This window comes from Pleomorphomonas carboxyditropha (assembly GCF_002770725.1).
GTDB lineage: Bacteria > Pseudomonadota > Alphaproteobacteria > Rhizobiales > Pleomorphomonadaceae > Pleomorphomonas > Pleomorphomonas carboxyditropha.
The window spans coordinates 130,092-154,865 of the sequence record NZ_NQVN01000005.1; the positions used below are offsets into that span (position 1 = coordinate 130,092).

Genomic DNA, 24,774 nt, shown 5'->3' on the forward strand with positions numbered 1-24,774 from the left:
GCCACGATTTCCGGGAAGCGATATCTAGGTTATCGGATTTTCCGCCGGTGGCCCGGCCTTCTCCTCGCGGATGCGGAACCAGGTGACGTAGAGCGCCGGCAGGAAGATCAGCGTCAGGGCGGTGCCGACGAGGATGCCGCCGATCATGGCGAAGGCCATCGGTTGCCAGAACACCTCGCTGGCGATCGGGATGAGGCCCAGGCTGGCCGCCAGCGCCGTCAGCACGATCGGCCGGAAGCGGTGGTCGGTCGCCTCGATCACCGCGTTCCAGGCCGGCACGCCCTCCGCCCGCAGCCGTTCGATCTGGTCGACCAGGATCACCGAGTTGCGGATGAGGATGCCGATCAGCGCCAGCACGCCGAGGATGGCGACGAAGCCGAGCGGTGCGCCGGTGGGCAGCAGCGCCGCCACCACGCCGATCAGCGCCAGCGGCGCCACCGCCACCACCAATATGAGGCGGCTGAAGCTCTGGAGCTGGATCATCAGCACGGTGAGCATGACGAATATCATCAGCGGCACGACGGCGACGATCGGCGCCATCGCCTTCTGCGATTCCTCGGCCGAGCCGGCGGTCGTCACCTTGTAGCCGGCCGGCAGGGTGGCGGCGAAGTCGTCGATCGCCGGCTTGAGCTGCTTGACGATGGTGTCGGCCTGCGTCGCGTCGGCGCGGGCCGCCTTGACGGTGACGGTCGGCAGGCGGTTGCGGCTCCACACCACCGGCTGTTCCATCTCGTAGCGCAGGTTGGCGACGGCGGCGAGCGGCACGCTCGACCCGGTCTGGCTCGCAAGCTGGAGGTTTTTCAGCGTCTCGATGGAGTTGCGCTCTTCCGAGACGGCGCGGCCGATGACGTCGATCTGGTAGATGTCGTCGCGGATCTTGGTGACGGTGGCGCCGCCGATGATGCCGTAGAGCGCGTTGGAGATATCCTGCGAGGAGACGCCGAGCAGGCGCGCCTTGTCCTGCATGACGTCGACCTTGACGACGCGTCCGGGCTCGCCCCAGTCGGTGACGATATTGTCGACGTGGGCGTTGGTGGCGACGACGGCGGCGAGCCGGCCGGCGGCGTCGCGCACGCCCTCGATATCCGGGCCGGACAGGCGGTAGGCGACCGGCCGGCCGACCGGCGGTCCGATCTCCAGGAGGCGGACGAAGCTGTCGACGCCGGGGAAGGTGCGGCGGAGATAGTCGGAGAATTCCGCCTTGAGGCGGTCGCGCGTCTCCTCGTCGCGGGTGACGACGACGATCTGGCCGAAATAGGGGGCGGCCGGCTCCTGGTCGAAGGTGAGCAGGAAGCGCACGGCGCCCCGGCCGACATAGGACGACCAGTGGTCGACGCCGTCGTTGCCCGCCAGCATGTCCTTTTCGAAGCGGGCGATCACCCGGCCGGTTTCCTCGATGGCGGCGTTCTGGGGCAGCGTGAAGTCGACGATCAGCTCGGAGCGGTCGCTGTCGGGAAAGAACTGCTGCTGGACGTGGGTGAGGCCGTAGAGCGAGGCGCCGAAGGCGAAGAGCGTCAGGCCGATGACGATGAAGCGGTGGCGCAGGCCGGCGACCAGAAGGCGCTCGAAGCCGCGGGCGAAGCGGGTTTTCTCCGTCTTCTGGTGCTTCAGCTTCGCCGGCAGCACGGTGACGCCGATCAGCGGCGTGAACACCACGGCGACGATCCAGGAGATGACCAGCGACACGGCGATGACGACGAACATGGTGAAGGTGAATTCGCCCGCCATCGACGAGTTGAGGCCGACCGGAATGAAGCCGGCCACCGTCACCAGCGTTCCCGTCAGCATCGGGAAGGCGGTGGAGGTGTAGACGGCGGTCGCCGCCTTCCTGAGCGAATCGCCCTTTTCGAGGCGGGCGATCATCATCTCGACGGCGATCATGGCGTCGTCGACCAGCAGGCCGAGGGCGATGATCAGCGCGCCGAGCGACACCCGCTGCAGCGAGATGGCCGATGTCTCCATCACCATGAAGGTGATGGCGAGCACCAGCGGAATGGACAATGCCACCACCACGCCGGCCCTGAGGCCAAGGCTGACGAAGCTGACCAGCAGGACGATGGCGATGGCCTCGAACAGCGCCTGCGTAAAGCCGGAGACCGCCTTCTCCACCAGCGCCGGCTGGTCGGCGACCTGGTGCACGGCGATGCCGATCGGCAGCTCCGCCTCGATCCCCACCATCTCGGCCCGGAGCGCCTCGCCGAACTTCAGGAGGTTGGCGCCGGCCTTCATGCCGATGGCGATGGCCACCGCCGGCTCGCCATTGTAGCGGAACAGCTCGGTCGGCGGGTCGGCGTAGCCGCGGCTGATCTTCGCCACGTCGGACAGGCGGAAGAACCGGCCGTTGACGCGGAGATTGACCGCCTCGAGGCTCTTTTCCGAGCGGAATTCGCCGGTGACCCGCACCGACACCCGCTCGGAGCCCGTCTCGATGGTGCCCGACGGATTGACGGCGTTCTGCTCGGCGAGCGTCGTCAGCACCGCCTTTTCGTCGAGGCCGTAGGCGGCGAGCTGGCGCGGCGAGAACTCGAGATAGATCACCTCGTCCTCGGCGCCGATGATCTCCACCTTGCCGACGTTGTCGACCGAAAGGATGCGGGTGCGGATGTCCTCGGCATAGTCGCGCAACTGGCGCGGCGTGAAGCCGTCGGCGGTCAGCGCGTAGATGTTGCCGTAGACGTCGCCGAAGTCGTCGTTGAAGAACGGGCCGACGACGCCGTCCGGCAGCTCGCCGCGGATGTCGGAGATCAGGTTGCGCACCCGCACCCAAGTGCCGTCGACATCGGCCGCCCTGGTGTCGTTGCGCAGGTTGACGAACACGGTGGTGACGCCCGGCCGCGTCAGGTTGCGCGTGAAGTCGAGGTTCGGCAGCTCCTGCAGCTTCTTCTCGATGCGGTCGGTGACCTGCCGGGTCATCTCGGGGACCGAGGCGCCCGGCCAGTAGGCCTGCACCACCATGGTCTTGATGGTGAAGGAGGGATCTTCCTCGCGGCCGAGATTGACGTAGGAGAACACGCCGAACAGCGTGAAGACGACCATGAAGTACCAGACGAGGGACTTGTGATCGAGCGACCAGTCCGAGAGATTGAACCTTTTCACGGTGCATCTCCCTCGGCGCCGTCCCGGCCGTCGGCCAGCACCAGGACCTTCTGCCCTTCCTTAAGGCTGTGCACGCCGGCGATCGCCACCCGCTCGCCGGCCGAAAGGCCGGACAGGATGCGGAGGCGCCCCTCGCCCGCCGGCGCGGTGGTCACCGGCCGAAGGGCGACGCTGCCCTCGCGCCGCGCCGCAGGGCTCGCCTCGTCGACCGTCACCACCCAGACGAAGCTGCCGTCCTGGCGCGTCAGCACGGCGGCCTCCGGCAAGGTGATCGTCGGGCTTGCCTGCCGGTCGGCGCGCACCTCGACCGTGGAACCGAGGCGGAACAGGCTGGGCGGCTCGGCGAGGGCGATCTTGATCCGGCGGGTGCGGGTGATGGGATCGGCCTCCGGCGCAATCTCCCGCAGCCGGCCGGCGATCGGCTGGTCGGGCGCGATCTGCGGCGCAACGACGAAGGACGCTTCGGGCGACAGCGTGCCGGCCATCCAGTCGGGCATGTCGATCACCGCGTCGCGCGGATCGGGCTTGGCGATGGTGACGACGCTCTGGCCGGCCGCCACCGTCTGGCCGGGTTCGGCGCCGGTGGCGGTGACGACGCCGGCAAAGCCGGCCCTCAGTTCGGCATAGCCGAAGGCGTCGCGCGCCTTGGCCAGGTCGGCTTCCGCCTGGCGGACGGCGGCGTCGGCGGCGTCGAAAGCGGCGCGGGCGTCGTCGAGGCTGGCTTCGGCCGCCGTGCCGCTGGCCCGCAGCGTCTCGATGCGGGTGACCGTGGCGGCGGCGTTCTCCCGCTCGGCGCGGCGGTTGCCGAGCGCCGCCTGGGCCGAGCGGACCGTGAGATCGAGCGTCGTGGCGTCGATGGCGGCGACGAGGTCGCCGGGACCGACCATGTCGCCGATGTCGACGTTGCGCGTCATCAGCCGGCCGAGCACCTGGAAGCTGAGATCGGCCTTGTCGCGCGCCTCCACCGTGCCGACGAAGGACTGCTCTCCGATGTCGTCGACGGCGACGCGCGCCGACAGGACCGGCCGCACGGGCGGCGGCGTTTCGATCTTTTCCTGGCAGGCGGCGAGCATGAGGCCGGCGAGGGCTGCCAGGGCCAGGCGGCGGATCATGGCGCGTCCTCCCCGACGATTTCCACGCTGGCGCCGGGGCGGAGCAGCTTGCCGCCGCTGGTGACGACGCGGTCGCCGTCGGCGAGGCCAGATGCGACCACGATGCTGTCGGTGGTGTAGGCGGCGATGCCGATCGGGCGAAGTTCGGCGCGGGCGCCGTCGGCGGCGACCACCCATACGGCAGCACTGCCGTCGCTTTCGTTGAGGGCGCCGGCCGGCAGCAATACCGAAGGCATTTCCCGGCTGGCGATGCGGCCGGTAACCGGCGCGCCAAGGCTCATGGCGGCCGGCGGGCTGCCGATATCCACCTTGACCCGGACGGTTCCGGTCTGCGTCTCGACGGTCGGCGATATCTCGCGCACGTTGCCGGGCACGGTGACGGACGGATCCTTGACGAGGCCGACCGTTATGTCGGGCAGGCTGGTAATCGACAGGAAGAGCTGTTCGTATACGTCGAAGACGGCGTCGCGCGGGCCGTCGGCGGCGATGACGAAGATCGGCCGGGCAGCGGCGACCACCTCGCCGGCATCGGCGTTGCGGGCGGTGACGACGCCGTCGGCGTCCGCCCGAAGTTCGGTATAGGCGAGATTGGCGCGGGCGATGTCGAGGGCGGCCTTGGCGGAATCGACCGTGCCGCCGGTGGTCCGCACCGCCTTGGTTGCCGCGTCGAAGGCCGACTGGGTGGTGAAGCCCTTGTCGAGCAACGTTTTCTGGCGCTCGAAGGCCGAAGCGGCCTGACGGGCGCCGGCTTCGGCGGCGGCCAGCGCCGCCTCGGCGTTGGCCACGTCGGCCTGCTGCTGGCTGGGATCGAGGCGGGCGAGCAGGTCGCCTTTCTTCAGGTGGTCGCCGACGTCCGCGAAACGTTCGGCGATGCGGCCGGAAAGGCGAAAGGAGAGCTGCGACGAGGTGCGCGCCCGGATCTCGCCGGTCAGCGCCAGCGTTTCGCTGTGAGGCACCAGCCGGGCAGTGGTGATCCTGACGGCAACCGGACGGCCGCCGGCGCTCGATGGCTCATCGGCGAATGCCGGCGAAAGGGCAATGGACCACGCGGCGATCAGCGACAGCAGTAGCTTCACGGTGAGCTCCGTCAAACGCATGGATGCCAGGGTTTAGTCTCGGCGGCCCAGCGGGTCAACGAAGAGGAGGGAACCTCGGTTCGCCCCACTCGAAGCGCGAATGGAAGCGGACGCCCCGGCGGGATGCCGGCTTTCGTCATGGCGGACTTGCAAGTCGCCATCCCGACCGGGGCGCCGGATATCAGCTTTCCGGCGCGTAGTAATAGTAGCTGTTGTACTTGTTCCGATAGGAGCCGACGCCGAGTTCGGCCTTGGACAACACGGCGGCGATCGGCAGGTCGTCACCGGCGGTGGTGCGCAGGTCGTTGATCGCCGCGCGGACATCGCGCTGCGAGGTGGACGCCCAGTGGACGACCAGCGTGACGATGTCGGCGCGGGTGGCAAGATATTGCGCGTCGACGACCGGCAGGATCGGCGGCGTATCCAGCACGATGATCTCGAAACGCTCCTTGGCGAGTTCCATCAGCAGATTGAACTGAGCGGTTTCGATGAGGCTGTCGGTCGACGTTCTGTGGCTGTTCTTGCCGACGATCATGTCGAGGCCCGGCACCTTGTCCTTGGTGACGAACTGGCGGATCGACTGGGAATCGAGCGACAGGGTCAGATAGTCGGCGAGGCCGCTTTCCGGCGTCAGCCCAAGCGACGGGGCGATCGACGGCCGGCGGAGGTCGCAATCGACGAGCAGCACGCGCTTGCCCGACATGGCGAAGGCGCGGGCGATGGCGATGGCTGTGGTCGTCTTGCCCTCGCCGGGAATGGCCGAGCCGACCATGATGATGAGGCCGCCTTCCCGGTTCTTGTCCTGCAGCTTGCGCTTCAGGATGTTCTCGAGGCCGAGACGGATGCGCCGGATCGACTCGCTGTAGGCGGTCAAGGGGTGGTCGAGCAGCTCGCTCGCCACTTGCGCCCGCTCGGTGATCGAGCGCCCGGCCCGCGACAGCAGCGGGATGGACGAGATGACCGGCACGCCGAGCACCGCCTCGAACTGCTGGTCCGAGGTGAAGCCGCCGATGAAGTTCTCGTTGAGGAAGGCGAGGCCGAGGCCGAGGCCAAGGCCGGCGACGATGGCGAGCGTCAGAATTAGCTTGGTCTTCGGGGCGCTTGGCGCGTCCGGAGGCAGGGCCGAAGAGACGACGCGGCTGTCGGCGAGCTGCAGGTCGGCCTGGGTCTCGACGCCGCGCAGGCGCTGCAGCAGATCCTGGTAGAGCGTCTTGGCGACCGTCGACTCCTGCTGGAGCTCGTAGATCTTGACCATGACGTCGTTGGACAGGTTGCTGGACAGCACGGTGTCGCGGATGGAGGCGCGCAACCGATCCTGTTCCTGCTGCGCCGTCTTGACGTGGTCGGAAAGCGTGCCGAGCTCGACGTTGACCTGATCGGTGAGGCGCTGGTCGATCTGGGCGAGGCTGGCGCGCAGGTTGCTTTCTCGCGCCGATCCCGCGGCAGCGCTGCCGATATCGGCCAGGACCTTGTCGCGCTCGGCCTTGATCTGGGTGATGGTGTCGGATCTCAGTTGGGCGGCGATGCCATCCCAATCCTTGTTGGCCGCCAGCGAGGCGACGCTCGTCTGCAACGACTGGGCCGAAACGCTCTCGGCCTTGAGCGCCTCGAGGTTGGCGCGCATCGTCGTGATGTCGGCCCGGGTGCTTTCGTTGGAGACTTTTTCGATATTCTCGTTGACGAAGGCGTCGATGCGGTTTTCGTTTTCGTTGATGGTCGTCGATGCCTGGGCGAGGCGGCGGTTGAGCGCATCGCGCACGCTCAGGGCATTGGAGATCTTGGCGTCGACCTGAGCATCGATGTAGGTGCTGGAAAGGGTGTTGGCGATCAGCGCCGCCTTGGCCGGATCGGCCGAAGTGGCGGAGACGCTGATCACATAGGTCAGGCCGCGGCGGGCGATGGAGACGTTGTCGGAAAAGCGCGCCAGCACCGCGCGCAACTGGGCGTCGGTATCGGCCAGCAGGTTCTCCATCGTCTTGATCTTGAGGAAAACCATCAGCCGGTCGACGGTGCTGAGCTTCACGCCGAATTCCGGATCCTTGATGAGCCCAAGGCGGGAAATCGCCTGGATCTGGGTCGACGGAGACTTCAGAATCTCGACTTCGCTTTCGACCCGCGCGTTGTCGGTGGGCAGAAGCGACATCTGGCTTTCCGGGTCCAGCGCGTTTTTCTGCCGGGGATCGACCAGGATCAATGTCGAGGCGGTGTAGGTCGGCGTTTGGAGAAAGACGTAGACGGCGGCCAGGCCGACGATAATCAGAACGGTTGAGACAATGAGCCAAATCTGGCGACGGACGAGACCAATTGCGTTGCGAACATCGAACTCGGATGAATCCATTTGAAGAAAACTTCCTTGAACTTCCTTCGACGCTATCACTATGACCGAAATCGTGCCGCCAACCAAGCGGACAAGCGGCCCAAAATGTGCTGCGGGATGAAGAAATCTCGAAAAAAGAGATATTTGGTTAACTATATTCGCGCCGAAATCCTGAAGGCAATTGCTACCATTCGGCAGTCAGGTCGAGGACCACAGCACGCACGATTGCCGTCGTCGCGATCAAACGAGAAACAACGCAAAACAAAGGTCGTGGTCTCGATTCAAGACCACGACCCTTTTTGGGCAATACGCTATATATCAGCCACCGGCACCGGCGCTGGCACTGGGGTCGACGATCTGGGCCGAACCAAAGCTACCACCGCCACCGCCCGGCGAACCGCCGGCGGGAGCGCCGCCAGCCGGCGTGCCCGTCGCGCCAGTCGGAGCCGTCGGCGAAAGAGCGTCGACGCTGCTGGCAAGCGTAATATAGTTCGGGTTAGTCGTCACGCCCGGCGTGTTCGCCGCCGTATCCCGTGCGAGCGAAGCGACATCCGCGGCCAGCGGGCCGGAGAGGCCCAATGCCTGGGCCGCCGCCACAAGGTTTTCCAGAGCAATGATGCAGGCGTTCGAGCTCGCTCCCGAGCAAGCGCCAGGCAGGCTCTGAATTTCAGCGATCAGGTTGTTTCGCGCGGCCGATGCGGGCAGGGACGAAAGCGAGCTGATCAGTGAATTCGCCGCGCTGGCATTGACGGCGGCCGAGGCGCCCGTCATGGCGGAAAGAGCCAATGCGGCGCTCAACGACGCAGAGAGGAAAAATCTCTTCATATTTATTGTCTCCTATCGAGTTTGCATAAAACCGGAGCTTTCGGCCCAACCTGTCGCCGCATTTTCCAATAATTTACATTAAGTAGTTGTCGGTACGCAAGGGTTGATTCTCGATTTAAACGAATTTTCAAGCATATGGTCAATTTGCAACGGATTCCGGCCGGATCGCTCGGGAAAAGCCGTATTCGGCAATTGAAATGCCCGTCGATGACGTCGAGCCGCCGCTTGAAAGGCGACCTTACCCATTCGCCGCAACCTCTTCCGTTTCGAGTTCCGGTTAATGGAAGATATCCGACAATGACCAGAATTTGAACCACATTTGCTTCAATTCGAACGCTTTGCGCTGTGAATTCATTGGTCAGTTCGCCTAACCTAATCTCAAAGAAAATCTGGTGTACTCGGTCCACATAAAGTTCGACGGGAGTTTACCGCCATGAACAAGTTGGTCCGCTTGCTGATTGTCCTCGCTGCCGCCGCCGTGCTTCCCCAGGCGGCGTCGGCCGGCTTTCTGAATGTTCCCAAGCAGAGTCTGGATCTGCCCACGGCCGGCCGCGTCAACACAAAAGGCAATACGGTCGGTCCGACCGGCTTTTATGTGATGTGCTCGGTCATACCCTCCGCCTGCAAAGTCCAGCGCGCCCGGAATGTCGGAACAGCGGCTGGCAACGTCAAGCTGACGGTGGATACGCTGGCTCTGCTCGATCGCGTCAACCGGGAGGTCAACGGGGCGATGCGCCCGCAGGCGGAAACCGGCCTGACCGACGTCTGGCAGATCGGCGGATCGTCCGGCGATTGCGAGGATTACGCGCTGACCAAGCGGGCGGCCCTGCTGCGCAAGGGCTTCCCGAGCTCGGCGTTGCTGATGACGACGGTGGTTACCGGACGCGGCGAACCGCATGCCGTATTGATGGTGCGCACTGATCGCGGTGACTTTGTGCTCGATAACCTCAACCAGATCGTCAAGCCGTGGAACAGCACCGGCTATCGGTTCGTCTCCATGCAGTCGCCGGACAATCCGCGTATCTGGGTTAATCTTTGAGCCGGGCCGGTGGGCCTCTCCCCAAGGGAACGCAACGCAAAACGCCCTCCCGGACAGGAGGGCGTTTTGTTTTTCCATCGGATGGGCTGCCGATCAGAAGCCCTTGCCGCGCAGGACTTCGTTGATCAGGGTGCGGAAAAGGATGCGGATATCCAGCCAGATCGAGAAGTTGCGGATGTATTCGATGTCGCAGGCCACCCGCATGACCGACGGCTCGACCTCGATGGTTGGTCCGCGAAGACCGTTGGCCTGAGCAAGTCCGGTGATGCCGGGGCGCATGGCGTGGCGGCGTTCGTAGCCCAGGACGAGCTCTTCGTAGCGAACGCCGGCGGCCAGCATGCCCGGGACGTGCGGGCGGGGCCCGACCAGCGACATGTCGCCCAGCAAGACGTTGATGAGCTGCGGCAGCTCGTCGATGTTGGTTTTGCGGATGATGCGGCCGATCGGCGTGACGCACGGATCGTCGGCGACCGTTTGCGCCACACCCGAGAGATCGCAACGGTCGGTGTACATCGAACGGAACTTGAGGATCTGGAACGACTTGTTGTCCAGTCCCGTCCGCTCCTGACGGAAGAATACCGGCCCGACGCTGGTCAGCTTGATGATGGCGGCAACGGCGATGAGCAGTGGCGACAGCAGGAGGAGACCAAAGGCCGCGCCGACGATATCGACCAGCCTTTTGGCCACGAGATGGGCCGGGCGCCAGTTGACCCCGGCTTCCGACTGCCCGTCGTCGATAACGGCTCCGTCGAAGGTGGCGACCGCCACCGACTGTGCCGGCGAAAAGGTCGACGCCGGCATTATGCGGGCGGTGTGGGATGCCCCATAACGCCCGGAAGATCCGCCTTCGGCCAGCGCGAGATCATGCAATCCGGACGAACTTTCTGCGCCGCCCTTCGAAAAATCATGGGTAAGATCTGTAAGACGCATTACATCCCCCGAAAATAAAAATCAAAATCCGGCAATTCCACCGAAGCCAGCAGGGCGAAAACCGCCGCAACCATCACTTCGGGATAACGAAACGTTTACCAAACTAGTGGATTTCCCCTAGTTCCGCAAGCCGACAGGCCGTCGGAAAAAGCGGAAAGCCCATGCGCTCAATGCAATGCTCGGCTTCGCCTGCCAGCCGCCAATCGCCAAATAGCAATCGCCATGCCATGCGCGGCCCGCCGATTTCGTGCCAGAATCGCACAAGGCGCGTCCGGCCTTCGCATCCTCTCCATAGTTAATTTTGATTAAACTTATATCACACCTGCCCGATTCAAACCCGGATTCCGGGCCTGACGGTGGAGCGTCCGTTTCCGGCGGACCCTCCTGCGTCTTGCATGACGTCTTGGCGGGTCATTTCAGCCGGAGCGGCAGGCCGGCGGCAATGAACCACGCCTCGTCGGCGATGGCGGCGATCTTCTGGTTGAGGCGGCCGGCTTCGTCACGGAAACGGCGGGCCAGGGCGTTTTCGGGGACGATGGACAGCCCCACTTCGTTCGATACCAGCACCACCGGTCCATCGGCCGCGGCAAGCGCCGCGGCGAGATGATCGCCCTCGGCGTCGAGGTCGGCGTCGGCGAGGAGGTGATTGGTGAGCCACAGCGTCAGGCAATCGACAAGCATGGCCCGGTCGCCGCGCGCTTCGGCGGAAAGCGTCTCGGCGAGCCGGTATGGCGCTTCGACCGTGCGCCAATCGGCGCCGCGCCGGGCACGGTGGAGGGCGATGCGGCTTTCCATCTCCGCGTCGCGGCACTCGGCGGTGGCGATATAGACGTTCTCCTGCGCCGCAAAGCGGCGTGTCCGCTCCTCGGCGAAGCGGCTCTTGCCGGAGCGGGCGCCGCCCAGAACGAAGATGATCGGTGCCATGGCTTTATTCCCCCCGCAGTAACCGTCGCGTCACCGGCTAGCGGCCGGACGGCCCTTGCGCAAGCCGCCGCCGCCGGACTATTGGCCGAAAGTAGCATGATCCTTGCAAAGCACGCTGCAGCTTCAACGCCCCACCGTTCACAGGGACCGCTTCGGCGGGAACGGAAGTCGATCTCGAATCGCGTCGCGTGGGAAGCTCATAAAGATGAAAAGGGGAACGCAATGTCCACCTCCGAAGGAAGCGTCAGCTACAAGAAAGCCGACGCCAGCTATTTCGAGCAGCGGCATCTATCGCGCTACGCCGGCATCTGGTCGCTGTGGGCGCTGGGCGTCGGCGCGGTGATTTCCGGCCATTTTTCCGGCTGGAACTTCGGATTTGCCACCGGCGGCTGGGGCGGCATGCTGGCCGCCGGCGCCATCATCGCCGTCATGTACCTCGGTCTCACCTTCTCGATCGCCGAGATGAGCCCGGCGCTGCCGCATACCGGCGCCGCCTATTCCTTCGCCCGCACGGCCATGGGCCCGTGGGGCGGCTTCGTCACCGGCCTCTGCGAAAACGTCGAATATGTCATCACGCCGGCGGTGATCGTCACCTTCATCACCGCCTACGTAAACTCCATTCTCGGCCTCGACGCTGCCTATTCGCCGCTCGTCTGGATCGTTTTCTATGCGATCTTCCTCGGTCTCAACGTGTTCGGCCTCGAACTGTCGTTCAAGGTGACGCTGGTGGTGACCGTGCTGTCGCTGGCCGTCCTGGTGTTCTTCTGGGTGAGCGCCATTCCCAACATGGACTTCTCGCGTTGGGCGCTGAACATCGGCGCCGGTCCCGACGGCACGGCGATCGAGCTGCCGGAGGGCGGCGGCGCGTGGTTCCCGTTCGGCTTCTCTGGCGTGCTCGCCACGCTGCCGTTCGCCGTCTGGCTGTTCCTCGCCATCGAGCAGCTGCCGCTGGCCGCCGAGGAATCGGTCGATCCCAAGCGTGACATGCCCAAGGGCATCATTCTCGGCATCTCGACGCTGATCCTTTCCGCCTTCATGATCGTGCTGCTCAACCCGTCGGTCGCCGGCGTCGGCGCCTTCCACCTGGGGTCCTCGCTCGAGCCGCTGCTCGACGGCTTCCGCGCCGTCTACGGCGACGGCGGCGTGGTGCTGCTCGGCATCGTGGCGCTGACCGGCCTGATCGCCTCCTTCCACACCATCCTCTATGCGCAAGGGCGGCAGGTCTATTCGCTGTCGCGCGCCGGCTATTTCCCGACGGCGCTGTCACTGACCCACGCCAAATACCGGACGCCGCACGTCGCCATGATCACCGGCTCCATCGCCGGGCTACTGGTGATGCTGGTCATCTGGTTTGCGCTCGGCGCGGCCGAAGGCGGCGCGGCGATCGGCTCGGTGCTGCTCAACATGGCGGTGTTCGGCGCCATGTTCTCCTACATCATGCAGGCGATCTCCTTCATCCTGCTCAGGGTCAACCAGCCGGATATCGAACGTCCCTACAGGAGCCCGCTCGGCATTCCCGGCGCGGCGCTGACCATCGTCATCGCGGTGGTCACGCTCTATTATCAGGTGCAGGATCCGAACTTCTCCAAGGGCGTGCTGTGGGTGGCCGTATGGTTCGCGGTGGCGATCGCCTATTTCGCGCTCGTCGGCCGTCACAAGCTGATCCTGTCGCCGGAGGAAGAGTTCGCCATCGCCCACGCTGGCGGTACCGAACCCGGCTCGGAGGAGCCCGCTCCGGCGGAGTGAGCCGTCTTTTCCACGCGAACAGCACGGGGCGCCTCCACTGGCGCCCCGTTTTTCATGTTGCGTCTGTCTCTTGATTGCAGGGCGCCGGCATGCAGAGATGAAGACTTGGGTGTCTGCTGGTCGGCGCCCCAGAGAGCGAATGGAGCACCCATCGTGTCCGACGTCATGACGCTCGTTTCGCCCGTCGACGGCTCGGTCTATGCCGAACGCCGGATTGCCGCCGAAGCGGAGATGAACCGCGTGTTCCGTCTCGCCCGCGATGCCCAGAAGCCCTGGGCGAAGCTGCCGCTCGAAACCCGCGTCGACTATTGCCTCAAGGCGCTCGACGCGCTGCTGGCCATGCGGCCGCGCATCGCCGAGGAACTGACCTGGCAGATGGGCCGGCCGATCCGCTACACGCCGTTCGAGCTCAACGGCGTCGAGCAGCGCACCCGCCATATGGCTGAGATCGCCTCGGCCAGCCTCCAGCCGCTCGACAGCGGCCTCGAGTTCGGCGACCACGGCGCCCACCGCACTATCAGCCGCGAACCGCTCGGCGTCGTCTTCGTGGTGGCGCCCTGGAACTATCCCTATCTCACCACCGTCAACTCGGTGATGCCGGCGCTGATGGCCGGCAACACGGTGGTGCTGAAGCATTCCGACCAGACGCTCCTGGTGGCCGAGCGTTTCCAGGACGCCTTCGACGCCGCCGGCCTGCCGGAGGGCGTGTTCCAGCACATCGTGCTCAGCCACGACCAGACGGCGGCGGCGATCGCCGGCCGCAAGGCCGACATGGTGGCCTTCACCGGCTCGGTGGCCGGCGGCGCGGCGATGGAACGGGCGGCGGCCGGCACCTTCATCGCCGTCAACCTGGAGCTCGGCGGCAAGGACCCGGCCTACGTCCGGCCCGATGCCAGGCTCGATTTCGCCATCGAGAACGTCGCCGACGGCGCTTTCTTCAATTCGGGACAGTGCTGCTGCGGCATCGAGCGCGTCTACGTTCATGAGAAGGTCTACGACGATTTCCTGGTCGGCCTCGTCGATCTGACCAGGAAATACGTGCTCGGCAATCCCACCGATCCCTCGGTCACCTTGGGGCCGATGGCGCGCGCCCGCGGCGCGGCGACGGTGCGCGCGCAGATCGCCGCGGCGCTGCGGGGCGGCGCCGTCGCCCATATCGACCCGAAGCTGTTCCCGGCCGATCGGGACGGTACGCCCTATATCGCGCCGCAGGTGCTGACCTCGGTCAATCACCAGATGGCCTTCATGACCGAGGAGACCTTCGGCCCGGCCGTCGGCATCATGAAGGTGCGTGATGACGCCGAGGCGCTGGCCCTGATGAACGATTCGAAATACGGGCTGACCTGCTCGCTGTGGACCGAGGATCTCGATGCCGCCGAGGCGATCGGCCGCGACCTCGAAACCGGCACCGTCTTCGTCAACCGCTGCGACTATCTCGACCCGGCGCTCACCTGGACCGGCGTCAAGGATACCGGTCGCGGGGCGGCGCTGTCGCCGCTCGGCTTCCACGGCCTGACGCGGCCGAAGAGCTGGTACGTGCGGCAGGCGCCGGTGTAGCCGGGCTGCCGCCCGGACCTGCCCGGAGGCACAGCCTCCGGACCTCCCGTTCTCTTTTCAAAAAGCTGGAGGGTGTGGGAGGCTGCGCTTCCCACACGGGGATCGGGGCGGCAGCCCCGAATTCCGGCGATCGAGGCTTTCTCCGGCCGGCAATGCCGCCGAGAGCGCCGTGCGTTCTGTCGAACGCAAGGTGTCGCTCTCGGTTATTGCCTTGTCGCATCGCTTTCGCGGAAAACCGGTTCCCACTTTTCCGCACGATGCGTTATATCGCCTACCGAGCTCGTTTCCCGGAGATCCGCCATGCCCGTCATTCCTTTCGCCGACCGCTTCGAGGCGATCGCCGACCGCCGCTCGCCGCTCACCGTCGGCATCGATCCGGCGCCGGAGGTGCTGAAGGCGTGGGATCTGCCCTACAACGCCGAGGGCGTGCGGGTGTTCGGCCTCGAAATGGTCGAGGCGGTGGGCGATCTCGTCGGTGTCTTCAAGCCGCAGATCGCCTTTTTCGAGCGCTTCGGCTGGCAGGGCCTCAAATCGGCGGCCGAGGTGATCGGCCACGCCCGCTCGGCCGATGCGCTGGTCATCGCCGACATCAAGCGGATGGACATCGGCCATACCATCGAGGCCTACGCCGGCGCCTGGATCGGCGACGACGCGGGAACGCCGGTCGATGCCATCACCCTCGGTGCCTACATGGGCTCGGGATCGCTGAAGCCGGTGGTCAAGCGCGCCGCCGAGCACGGCGCCGGCCTGTTCGTCGTGGTGCGCTCGTCGAATCCCGACGGCATCCTGCTACAGACCGCCCGGCAGGCCGATGAGCGCACGGTGGCCGACGCGCTGGCCGACGACCTCACCGCCTTCAATCAGGGCGCGCTCGGCAAAACGGGCAACGGTCCCTGCGGGGCGGTGGTCGGCGCGACGCTCGACGACGCCGACGAGGTGCTCGAACGGCTGCCGACGTCGCTGATCCTCGCCCCCGGCATCGGCGCGCAGGGCGCCACCATGGCCGACCTCAGGTCGCGCTTCGGCCGGGCGGCGGCCAAGCGGACGCTGCCCAACGTCTCGCGGCAGGTGGCGGCGGCCGGTCCGTCGAGGAAGGCCTTGCGCGAGACCGTCGAGCGCCTCGCCGAAGACGCCTTCGCGCTGCGCGGCTGACGGAGACGATAGCGGATGGCTTCTCCCCCGGTTCTGTTCCTCAGGAATATCCGTCTCACCTTCGGCGCGACGCCGCTCTTGACCGGCGCCGACCTGACGGTCGGCGAGGGCGACCGCATCACGCTGGTCGGCCGCAACGGCTCGGGCAAGTCGACGCTCTTGAAGATCGCCGCCGGCCTCGTCGAGGCCGACGACGGCGAGCGCTTTGTCCAGCCGGGCAAGACGGTGCGCTACCTGCCGCAGGAGCCGGATCTCACGGCCTTCAGGACGACGCTCGACTATGTCGAATCGGGGCTCACGCCCGGCGACGACCATTACCGGGCGCTCTACCTGCTCAACGAGCTCGGCATGACCGGCAACGAGCCGACGGCGTCGCTGTCCGGCGGCGAGACGCGGCGGGCGGCGCTGGCCCACGTGCTGGCGCCCGAGCCGGACATCCTGCTGCTCGACGAGCCGACCAACCACCTCGACCTGCCGGCCATCGAATGGCTGGAAGGCGAGCTGAAGGGCATGAAGTCGGCGCTGGTGCTGATCTCGCACGACCGCCGCTTCCTGGAGAACCTGTCGCGCACCACCGTCTGGCTCGACCGGGGCGTGACGCGTACGCTCGATCGGGGGTTTTCGCATTTCGAGGCCTGGCGCGACCAAGTGCTGGAAGAGGAAGAGCGGGAACTCGTCAAGCTCGACCGCAAGATCGAGGCCGAGGAACACTGGATGCGCTACGGCGTCACGGCGCGCCGCAAGCGCAACGTCCGCCGCGTCGACCTTCTGGCCGATCTTAGGAAAGAGAAGCGCGAGCATCGCGGCTCGCTGGGCAACGTCAAGATGGCCGCCGCCGAGGCCGAGGCGTCGTCGAAGCTGGTGATCGAGGCGAAATCGATCTCCAAGTCGTTCGGCGACCGGCCGATCGTCAGGGACTTCTCGATCCGGGTGGCGCGCGGCGACCGCATCGGCATCGTCGGTCCCAACGGCGCCGGCAAGACGACGCTGCTGAGGCTCTTGACCGGCGATCTCGAACCGGACAGCGGCAGCGTCAAGCTCGGCCTGTCGCTCGACATGCAGACGCTGGAGCAGAAGCGCGACAGCCTCGATCCGGAGACGACGCTGGCCGACGCGCTCACCGAGGGCAAGGGCGACTGGGTGGTGATCGGCGAGGAGAAGCGCCACGTCGTCGGCTACATGAAGGACTTCCTGTTCTCGCCCGAGCAGGCGCGGACGCCGCTCAGCGCGCTGTCGGGCGGCGAGCGCGGCCGGGTGATGCTGGCGCGGGCGCTGGCCAAGCCGTCCAACATGCTGGTGCTCGACGAGCCGACCAACGACCTCGACCTCGAGACGCTCGATCTCCTCGAAGAAATGCTCGGCGACTATCGGGGCACGGTCATCGTCATCAGCCATGACCGCGACTTTCTCGACCGCGTCGTCGCTTCGGTGGTGATGAGCGAGGGCGACGGCCGCTGGCTCGAATATGCCGGCGGCTATACCGACATGCTGGCCCAGCGGGGCAGGGGCGTCGAGGCGAGAAAGACCGAGAAGTCCGCCGCCGCGCCGAAAAAGGACGCCGCGTCCGCCGCCGTCGCGCCGCCGAAGGCCCGTTCCAAGCTCAGCTTCAAGGACAAGCACGCCCTCGAGACGCTGCCGGGCCGGATCGACGAGCTTGCCGATGAGGCGAGGCGCCTGCATGCCGTGCTCGACGATCCCGGCCTCTACGGCCGCGATCCCAGCCTGTTCGCGGCGACCACCGAGAAGCTCGCCACCAGCGAGGCGGCGCTGGCCGCCGCCGAGGAGGAATGGCTGCGTCTCGAGATGCTGCGCGAGGAACTGGAGGGCTGACGGGGCGTTGCCGTGTGCCGGCTTGCGCACCGCCACCTTTTAGGCAAGACAGGAGGCTAATTCGGTCGATGATGATGCGAACCATGCCCGTCCTCCGCTTTCTCGTCCTTCTTTTCACCCTTGTCCTGCCGGTCATGGCCGAGGCGCAGACGGCTCCGGCCCCCGCCATTCCGACGCCGAAGATCGTCGTGCCGACCCAGCCGGCGGCGCCGGAGGCCGCTCCCGTCACCTCGCCGGAGGCGGCGAAGGCGCTGGCCGACATCCTGAAGGATGATACCGCACGGGCGGCGCTGATCGGCGAACTGGAACGGCTGGCCCAGCCGGCCACGACGGGCGAGGCGACCGCCAATGGCGGCGAGGCGGCCCCGCCCGCCGACGCGACGGCTGCCGAGCCGGCCACCCCGGTGGTGCCGCTGGCCCGCGAGATCGGATCGGTGACGCAGGACCTGTCGCGGCAGGTGGTCGACGTGGTGCTGAAGATCGGCCGCGGCCTCGGCAACCTGACGCGCCTCGTCGACGGCAGCGCCGCCATCAACTGGGAGGGGGTGCGCGAGCAGGGCGTGTCGCTGGTGATCCTGGTGGTCTTCGCCTTCGCGACGCTGACGATCGCCCGCTTTATCGCCCGCTGGCCGCTCGGCGCGGTCGAGAGGGCCGCCGGGGACAAGCCGTGGACGCGACGCATCCTGTGGAGCGGCCTTGCGCTCTTCATCGACTGGGCGGTGATCGGCCTCGCCTGGTTCGTCACCTCGGCCTATGCCATCGCCGCCTCGGGTGGCGGTCGCATCGACCTGATGCAGAGCCTGTTCATCGACGCCTTCGTGGTGATCGAATTCCTGAAGAGCTGCCTTGCCGCCGTCCTCCAGTATCGCCGGCCGGCCCTCAAGGTATTCGATCTCGATCCGGCGACGGCGCGCTTCTGGTATCTCTGGCTCAGCCGCCTGATCGGCTTTCTCGGCTACGGCGTGCTGGTCGCCCATCCCCTGGTCAACCAGGCGATCGGCTTTTCGGTCGGCATCGGCTTCCGCCTCGCCGTGGTGCTGATCACGCTGGTGGGCGCCACGGTGCTGGTGACGCTGAAGCGCGACGAGGTGAGGGCCGGCCTCTACCGGCTGATCGAGCCGGTGAAGAGCTCGGTGCCGCGCACGGCGCTGGCGCTGCTCGCCCATAGCTGGCACATCGTCGTCATCGTCTATCTCGCGGTGGCCTTCGTGCTCTGGGTGAGCCGGCCGTTCGACGCCGTCGACTACATGGCCTGGGCGACGGTCGAGACGGTGCTGGCCATCGCCCTCGGCGGCCTCGCCGACGGCCTGATTTCCCACGCCATCTCCGGCGGCGTCCGCCTGCCGGCCGACGTCAAGAAGACGCTGCCCCTCTTGGAAGCGCGGCTCAACATGATGGTGCCGATGATCTTCCGCGCCGTGCGCATCGTGCTGGTGGTGGTGGTGGTGGCCGTGGTGCTGCAGAGCTGGGGCGTCGTCGACCTGATCGCCTGGTTCCAGTCCGACGGCGGCACCGACGCGGTCGGCCGCATCCTGTCGGCGGCGATCATCGTGCTCATCGCCGGCGGCATCTGGCTCGCCGCTTCGAGCTGGGTGGAATACCGTCTCAACCCGTCGCTCGGCCGCATCACGAATGCCCGCACGCGCACGCTGCTGTCGCTGTTCCGCAACGCCTTCTCGATCGTGCTGATCATCATCGCCGCCATGCTGACGCTCAGCCAGCTCGGCGTCGACATCGCCCCGCTGATCGCCGGCGCCGGCGTCGTCGGCCTCGCCGTCGGCTTCGGCTCGCAGAAGCTGGTGCAGGACATCATCACCGGCGCCTTCATCCAGTTCGAGAATGCCATGAACGAGGGCGACACGGTCACCGTCGCCGGCCTCACCGGCACCGTGGACCGGCTGACCATCCGGTCGGTCGGCATCCGCGACGGCGACGGCGTCTACCACATCATCCCCTTCTCGTCGGTGACCAGCGTGTCGAACGCCATGCGGGGCTTCGCCTTCGCCTCGTCGACGATCAGCGTCTCCTATGCCACCGATCTGGAGGTGGCGAAATCCGCCATGCGGGAGGCGTTCGACCGGCTGATGGACGGACCGCGCGGCGCCGTCATCCTGGAGCCGTTGGAAATGCAGGGTCTCGTTTCCTTCTCCGCGGCCGGCGTGGCGGTGAAGGTGCGGATCAAGACGCTGCCCGGCGAGCAGGGAGCGACCGGGCGGCTCTACAACGAGCTGGTCAAGCAGGTGTTCGACGAGCGCGGCATCCAATTCTCCTTCCCCTGACCGGCGGGCGATATCGCCGATCTGCAAGGCCGTGGTTACGCTCTTGCCGAAAAAGACATTTGCGTTTGACGGCCGGCGTTCTAAATGAAAGGCCAGAGGCGCGGGGCCGCGCGCCCGACCGGCCCTTCCCGGATGGAGACGACAGGATTTGAGCGATCCCACCGACGACGACACCAGCGCGGGAGCGCCGCCGGGACGTATAGCGCGCGTGCTGAAGTGGGTCGGCCCAGCCATTGCCGTGGTGTTGATCGCTGGTGCGGTCTGGGTGCTGTGGGACATGGCGACCAAGATGTCGCTGGCCGACATCCATGCCGCGCTGGTGGCGCTGCCGGCCCACCGTTTCGCGCTGGCTTTCGCCTTTACCTTTTGCGGCCTCGCGGCGCTCGCCACCTACGACCTGCTGGCGCTGCATGCGCTCAACTACACCAGTTCCATCAGCCTGACGCGGGCGGTGTTCGGCGGCCTCATCGCCAACGTGTTCGCCAACACTCTCGGCTTTCCGCTGCTGTCGGGCGGCGGCGCCCGTTACCGCATCTATTCCATGGTCGGCGTCAGCTTCTCGGTGGTGGCCAGGCTGATCGTCATGAGCTGGCTGACCATGTGGTCCGGCATCCTGTTCGTGCTGGGGCTGGCGCTGACGCTGGAGCCGACGACGCAGTATCCGGTGTTTCCCCACCACTATATCGACCGGCTGGTCGGCCTCGTCGTTCTGGTGGCGCTCACCGGCTTCATCGTCTGGCTGGCGAAGAAGCGCCGGGCGATCAGGGTCAGCGGCATGGTGGTGCGCATGCCCAAGGCCAAGCCCGCCTTCCTGATGGTGCTGGCCGGAGCGATCGATCTTCTTGCAGCCTGCGGCACGCTGTATGTCCTGCTGCCGCCCGACGCGGTGCCCGACACCGCCCGCTATCTCGTCACCTACTCGCTGGCCTTTCTGGCGGGCATGGCCGCCAACACGCCCGGCGGCGTCGGCGTGTTCGAGGCGACGGTGGTCACCGGGCTCGGTATCGCCCACCGTCCGGACGTCGCCGCCGCGCTGATCCTGTTCCGCGTCATCTATTTCGTGGTGCCGCTCATCTTCGCCCTGGTGCTGCTGGCCTTCTTCGAAGGCCGCCACCGGCTCGCCGTGCGGCGGGCGCGCCGCGAGGAAGTGTGAGCCGGAAGTAACGGTGCGGCGCACCGAACCATAGAGCCATGGGCAAGGCTTGTTCGGCGCTCCGTTCTGGATCACTACTCGTCGCCCGCCGGCCGTGAGCCGCGTCCGCCCGAGTGACCATATGAGCCATCCGACGTCGACGAACGCCTTCGCCCACCGGCCGTATGTTCTCTACTGGCTGGCCCGTCTGTTCGCCACCTTCGCCATCCAGATCGTGGTGGTCGCCGTCGGCTGGAAGGTCTACGACCTCACCCACGATCCCATGGCGCTCGGCTATGTCGGGCTGATGCAGTTCCTGCCGGCCTTCCTCCTGGTGCTGATTACCGGCACGGTGGCCGACCGCGTCTCGCGGCGCTTCATCATCGTCGTTTGTTTCACTGTGGAGGCAGCGGCGGCCGTCTGGCTGTTCGCGCTGTCCTGGACGGCGTCGCCGAGCGTGGCGCCGATCTACCTCATCCTCCTGGTGCTGGGCGTCGCCCGCGCCTTCATGGGGCCGGCCATGCAGTCGGTGGTGCCGAATCTGGTGCCCAGGGCGGCGCTCGCCAACGCCATCGGCTGGGTATCGTCGTCCTGGCAGGTGGCGGCGATCGGCGGACCGGTGGCCGGCGGCCTGCTCTACGGCATATCCGAATTCGCCGCCTTCGGCACGGCGGTGGTGCTGCTGGCCGCCGCCGTCGGCCTGATGCTGGCGCTGCCGCCGATCATCGTGGCCCGGCAGGGCAAGGAGTCGGCGTGGCAGGCGGTGTCGGCTGGCTTCCGCTACGTGTTCTCCAACCGCATCGTGCTCGGCGCCATCTCGCTCGACCTGTTCGCGGTGCTGCTCGGCGGCGCCGTGGCGCTGATGCCGGTCTATGCGTCCGACATCCTGGTGCTCGGCCCGACCGGTCTCGGCATGATGCGGGCGGCGCCCGGCGTCGGCGCCATCCTGGTGGCGGCTTTCCTGGCGCGCTTTCCGATCCGGGCGATGGCCGGCGTCAAGATGTTCCTGGGCGTTGCGGTGTTCGGGCTGGCCACCGTGGTGTTCGGCGTCTCGGTGACGCCGTGGCTGTCCATCCTTTGCCTCGGGCTGATGGGCGCCGGCGACATGATCTCGGTCTACGTGCGCGAGACGCTGATCCAGCTCGCCACGCCCGACGAACTGCGCGGCCGCGTCTCGGCCGTCAACATGGTGTTCGTCGGCGCCTCCAACGAACTCGGCGAGTTCCGCGCCGGCAGCATGGCGGCCTTGATCGGCACCGTGCCGGCGGTGGTGTTCGGCGGCGCCGGCACGCTTTTCGTCGCCGGCCTGTGGTCGGCGATCTTCCCCGACCTCCGCCGCGCCGAGAAGCTCGATGGAAGTTGATCGGGCCATTTTGTTGGCCTCAATCGCCGGCGGGCCTCCGGCCCTTAGGCTTTCCGCTCCGCTAGACGCATTTCGAGGCGATTCTTGCCTCGAAATGCCGCTTCGCGCGGTGCCGTTCGGCACCGAAAGCCGCTTGGCGCGGCTTCAAGCAATGTCGTTTCAGGCGGCCGCTACCGCCTTCAGGAAACGCTCGATCTCGCCGGCGAGCTCGTCCTTCACCGCGTCGACGGTGGCGGCCGCCTCCAGCACCCGGTTCGCCGCGTTGCGCGTTTCGCCGACGGCGGCGTTGAGGTTGTCGACGTTGTCGGCGACCGTGCGGGTCTCGCGCGACGCCGCGTCGACGCTGGAACCGATCTCGGAGGTGGCGGCGCCCTGTTCCTCCACGGCGGCGGCGATGGTGGCGGCGTGGCTGTTGACGTCCTCCATGGTGCTGGCGATGCCGGCGATCACCTCCACGGCCTCGCCGGTGGCCTGCTGGATGGCGGCGATCTGGTGGGAGATCTCCTCGGTGGCCTTGGCGGTCTGGCCGGCGAGGTTCTTCACCTCGGAGGCGACGACGGCGAAGCCCTTGCCGGCTTCGCCGGCGCGTGCCGCCTCGATGGTGGCGTTGAGCGCCAGGAGATTGGTCTGGTCGGCCACCGCCTGGATCAGCGTCACCACTTCGCCGATCTTGGCGGCGGCCTTGGCGAGCTCGCCGACCTTCTGGTGGCTGACGCGGGCGCCTTCGGTCGCCGAGCCGATCACCGTCGAGGTGCGGGCGACCTGAGCCGAGATCTCGCCGATGGAGGCGGCCAGTTCCTCGGCCGCCGAAGCGACGGTCTGGACATTGCCGGACGCCCGGCCGGCGGCCTCGTGGGCGATGCCGGCCCGCTCGGTGCTCTGGCCGGCCGAGGCGGCCATTTGCCGCGCGATGGCGTCGAGATCGCGGCTGGCGATGGAGACGCGGCCGATGGTGGCCGTCGCTTCCCCGCGGAAGCCGGCGACCAGCGCGTCGATTTCGGCCTGCCGTGCGTCGCGGCGCGTCGCCTCCGTCGCCTGGTCGTTCTCCAGTTCGCGGCGGGCGATGGCGTGATCGCGGAACACGTTGATGGCGCGGGCCATGGCGCCGATCTCGTCGGCACGGTCGGCGCCCTCGACGGCGACGGAGGTGTCGCCGGCGGCGAGCGCCTGCATGCGGCCGGTCATGTCGCCGATCGGCTTGGCCAGCGTGTGGGCGAGATAGCCGACGAAGCCGAGCGCCACCAGCAGGGCCGCCACCGACACGGCGGCCATCAGGGCGCCGGTGTCGCGGGCTCCGGCCGTCAGCGTCGCTTCGGGGATGGTGGCCACCAGCGTCCAGGTTTCCTTGACGCCGGGAAAGGCGACCTTGGCGGTGGTAAGATAGGTGGCGCCGCCGCCGACGGTCACCAGTTGGCTGCCGCCGGGCGGCAGGGCGGCGGCCGCCTTGGCGATGTCGTCGTCGGCGTTCTTGCCGATCAATGCCGCGTCGGGGTTGGCAACCCAAAGGCCGCCGGTGCCGATCAGCCGCACGGAGCCGGTGTCGAACGGCTTCAGCGACGAGACGAAGGCCGAGATGTCGGTGAGCGGCAGGTCGGCGGTGGCTATGCCGATCGGCTTGCCGCTGCGATGCACCACCACCGACAGCGTCGACATCAGCACGTCCTTGCCGTTGACCGGGTAGATGTAGGGAGCGGTCAGCAGGTCGCGATTTTCGCGCAGCGGCTGGTCGTACCAGCCTTCGGTGCCCGCCTCCTTGGTCATCACCAGCTTCTCGACGGCGACGGTGCCGTCGGGCTGGTTGTAGAAATAGGGCACGAAGCGGCCGGTGGCGTCGGAGTAGGGATGCGTCTTGAAAGCCTGGTCGGCGCCGTCGAGGGCGTCGGGCTCGAAGGCGAGCGTCATGCCGACGAGGTCGGGATGGGCGCCGATGACGGCGGCCATGAAGGCGCCGATGCGGTCGCGGTCGGCCTTGCCGTCGGCGACCATGCCCTCGACGCCGCGGGCGGTGGTGGTGGCCAGGGCGAAGGCGCTGTCGACCTTGTTGCGGACCTCCAGCGTGTAGCCGGTGAGAAGATCGGCGGCGCGGCGCTCGGCGGCGGTGCGCTCGCTTGCCATCATCATGGTGGTGCCGAGGATCGTGACGGCGCCGAGAGCGACGGCGAAAAGGATGCCGGTGCCGGCAATGAGCTTGGTACGGAGGGGCAGGTCGCTGAGGCGCATGGCGGTGGTTCTCGACGTGATTTCTGAAGCGGGCCGATGCTGGGACAGCAGAAGTTAACCGCTGATGACGGTGGGGCGGATTCCGAGGCGTGGCCCTGAAATTTTTCCCAATGGCAAGTATCAGGAGGTGCGGGGCCGGCAAATCTCTCCCGCATGAGATGTCCGAATTGTCGCGC

16 protein-coding genes are annotated in these 24,774 nt (G+C 66.8%); 8 read left to right on the top strand and 8 right to left on the bottom strand.

All coding sequences use genetic code 11. From position 1 onward, the window contains the following. Window positions 1-24: 24 nt before the first annotated feature. The 5 genes from CJ014_RS10810 to CJ014_RS10830 all read right to left on the bottom strand — a co-directional run bounded on the left by CJ014_RS10810 (window position 25) and on the right by CJ014_RS10830 (window position 8,426). The gene (locus CJ014_RS10810) at window positions 25-3,096 is read right to left on the bottom strand and encodes an efflux RND transporter permease subunit (protein WP_100080491.1); all 3,072 of its coding nucleotides are present in this window, start codon (window positions 3,094-3,096) and stop codon (window positions 25-27) included. Continuing rightward, complete coding sequence (locus tag CJ014_RS10815) at window positions 3,093-4,208, bottom strand: efflux RND transporter periplasmic adaptor subunit (RefSeq protein WP_100080492.1); 1,116 nt, start codon at window positions 4,206-4,208, stop codon at window positions 3,093-3,095. The genes CJ014_RS10810 and CJ014_RS10815 overlap by 4 nt, the downstream gene beginning before the upstream one ends. Next, on the bottom strand, window positions 4,205-5,284 hold the full coding sequence (locus CJ014_RS10820; protein WP_165790816.1) for an efflux RND transporter periplasmic adaptor subunit: 1,080 nt from the start codon (window positions 5,282-5,284) through the stop codon (window positions 4,205-4,207). Before CJ014_RS10820 ends, CJ014_RS10815 begins: the two co-directional genes overlap by 4 nt. A gap of 181 nt (window positions 5,285-5,465) precedes the next feature. Next, window positions 5,466-7,622 carry a GumC family protein gene (locus tag CJ014_RS10825; protein WP_100080494.1) on the bottom strand — a complete coding sequence of 719 codons (2,157 nt, stop codon included), beginning with the start codon at window positions 7,620-7,622 and terminating at the stop codon, window positions 5,466-5,468. Between the two features lie 297 nt (window positions 7,623-7,919). Continuing rightward, window positions 7,920-8,426: a hypothetical protein gene (locus CJ014_RS10830; protein ID WP_100080495.1), complete on the bottom strand. Its 507-nt coding sequence runs from the start codon at window positions 8,424-8,426 to the stop codon at window positions 7,920-7,922. 433 nt (window positions 8,427-8,859) lie between these two features. Between CJ014_RS10830 and CJ014_RS10835 the strand changes: the two genes are divergently transcribed. Beyond that, window positions 8,860-9,465, top strand: coding sequence for a transglutaminase-like cysteine peptidase (locus tag CJ014_RS10835; RefSeq protein ID WP_100080496.1), 606 nt, complete (start codon window positions 8,860-8,862; stop codon window positions 9,463-9,465). A 93-nt stretch (window positions 9,466-9,558) separates the two neighbouring features. Here the strand turns inward: CJ014_RS10835 and CJ014_RS10840 are convergent, their stop codons facing one another. Next, window positions 9,559-10,395: a sugar transferase gene (locus CJ014_RS10840; protein ID WP_245427256.1), complete on the bottom strand. Its 837-nt coding sequence runs from the start codon at window positions 10,393-10,395 to the stop codon at window positions 9,559-9,561. Window positions 10,396-10,806: 411 nt separating this feature from the next. Continuing rightward, the gene (gene cobU, locus CJ014_RS10845) at window positions 10,807-11,319 is read right to left on the bottom strand and encodes a bifunctional adenosylcobinamide kinase/adenosylcobinamide-phosphate guanylyltransferase (protein WP_100080498.1); all 513 of its coding nucleotides are present in this window, start codon (window positions 11,317-11,319) and stop codon (window positions 10,807-10,809) included. A gap of 222 nt (window positions 11,320-11,541) precedes the next feature. On the opposite strand from cobU, the gene CJ014_RS10850 reads away from it, so the two are divergent. The 7 genes from CJ014_RS10850 (at window position 11,542) to CJ014_RS10880 (ending at window position 22,378) form a co-directional block, all read left to right on the top strand. After that, complete coding sequence (locus CJ014_RS10850) at window positions 11,542-13,065, top strand: amino acid permease (RefSeq protein ID WP_100080499.1); 1,524 nt, start codon at window positions 11,542-11,544, stop codon at window positions 13,063-13,065. A gap of 153 nt (window positions 13,066-13,218) precedes the next feature. After that, complete coding sequence (locus CJ014_RS10855) at window positions 13,219-14,622, top strand: aldehyde dehydrogenase family protein (RefSeq protein ID WP_100080500.1); 1,404 nt, start codon at window positions 13,219-13,221, stop codon at window positions 14,620-14,622. 300 nt (window positions 14,623-14,922) lie between these two features. Then, window positions 14,923-15,774 carry an orotidine-5'-phosphate decarboxylase gene (pyrF, locus tag CJ014_RS10860; RefSeq protein ID WP_100080501.1) on the top strand — a complete coding sequence of 284 codons (852 nt, stop codon included), beginning with the start codon at window positions 14,923-14,925 and terminating at the stop codon, window positions 15,772-15,774. Window positions 15,775-15,789: 15 nt separating this feature from the next. Beyond that, complete coding sequence (locus tag CJ014_RS10865) at window positions 15,790-17,604, top strand: ABC-F family ATP-binding cassette domain-containing protein (protein ID WP_100080502.1); 1,815 nt, start codon at window positions 15,790-15,792, stop codon at window positions 17,602-17,604. An 83-nt stretch (window positions 17,605-17,687) separates the two neighbouring features. Next, window positions 17,688-19,883 carry a mechanosensitive ion channel domain-containing protein gene (locus tag CJ014_RS10870; protein ID WP_165790817.1) on the top strand — a complete coding sequence of 732 codons (2,196 nt, stop codon included), beginning with the start codon at window positions 17,688-17,690 and terminating at the stop codon, window positions 19,881-19,883. Window positions 19,884-20,031: 148 nt separating this feature from the next. After that, window positions 20,032-21,036 (top strand): putative bifunctional lysylphosphatidylglycerol flippase/synthetase, encoded by a 1,005-nt coding sequence (locus CJ014_RS10875; protein ID WP_100080504.1) that lies wholly within the window; start codon window positions 20,032-20,034, stop codon window positions 21,034-21,036. A gap of 121 nt (window positions 21,037-21,157) precedes the next feature. After that, the gene (locus tag CJ014_RS10880) at window positions 21,158-22,378 is read left to right on the top strand and encodes an MFS transporter (protein ID WP_100080505.1); all 1,221 of its coding nucleotides are present in this window, start codon (window positions 21,158-21,160) and stop codon (window positions 22,376-22,378) included. Between the two features lie 159 nt (window positions 22,379-22,537). On the opposite strand, the gene CJ014_RS10885 is transcribed toward CJ014_RS10880, so the two are convergent. Then, window positions 22,538-24,598 carry a methyl-accepting chemotaxis protein gene (locus CJ014_RS10885; RefSeq protein WP_100080506.1) on the bottom strand — a complete coding sequence of 687 codons (2,061 nt, stop codon included), beginning with the start codon at window positions 24,596-24,598 and terminating at the stop codon, window positions 22,538-22,540. Between the last annotated feature and the right edge of the window lie 176 nt (window positions 24,599-24,774).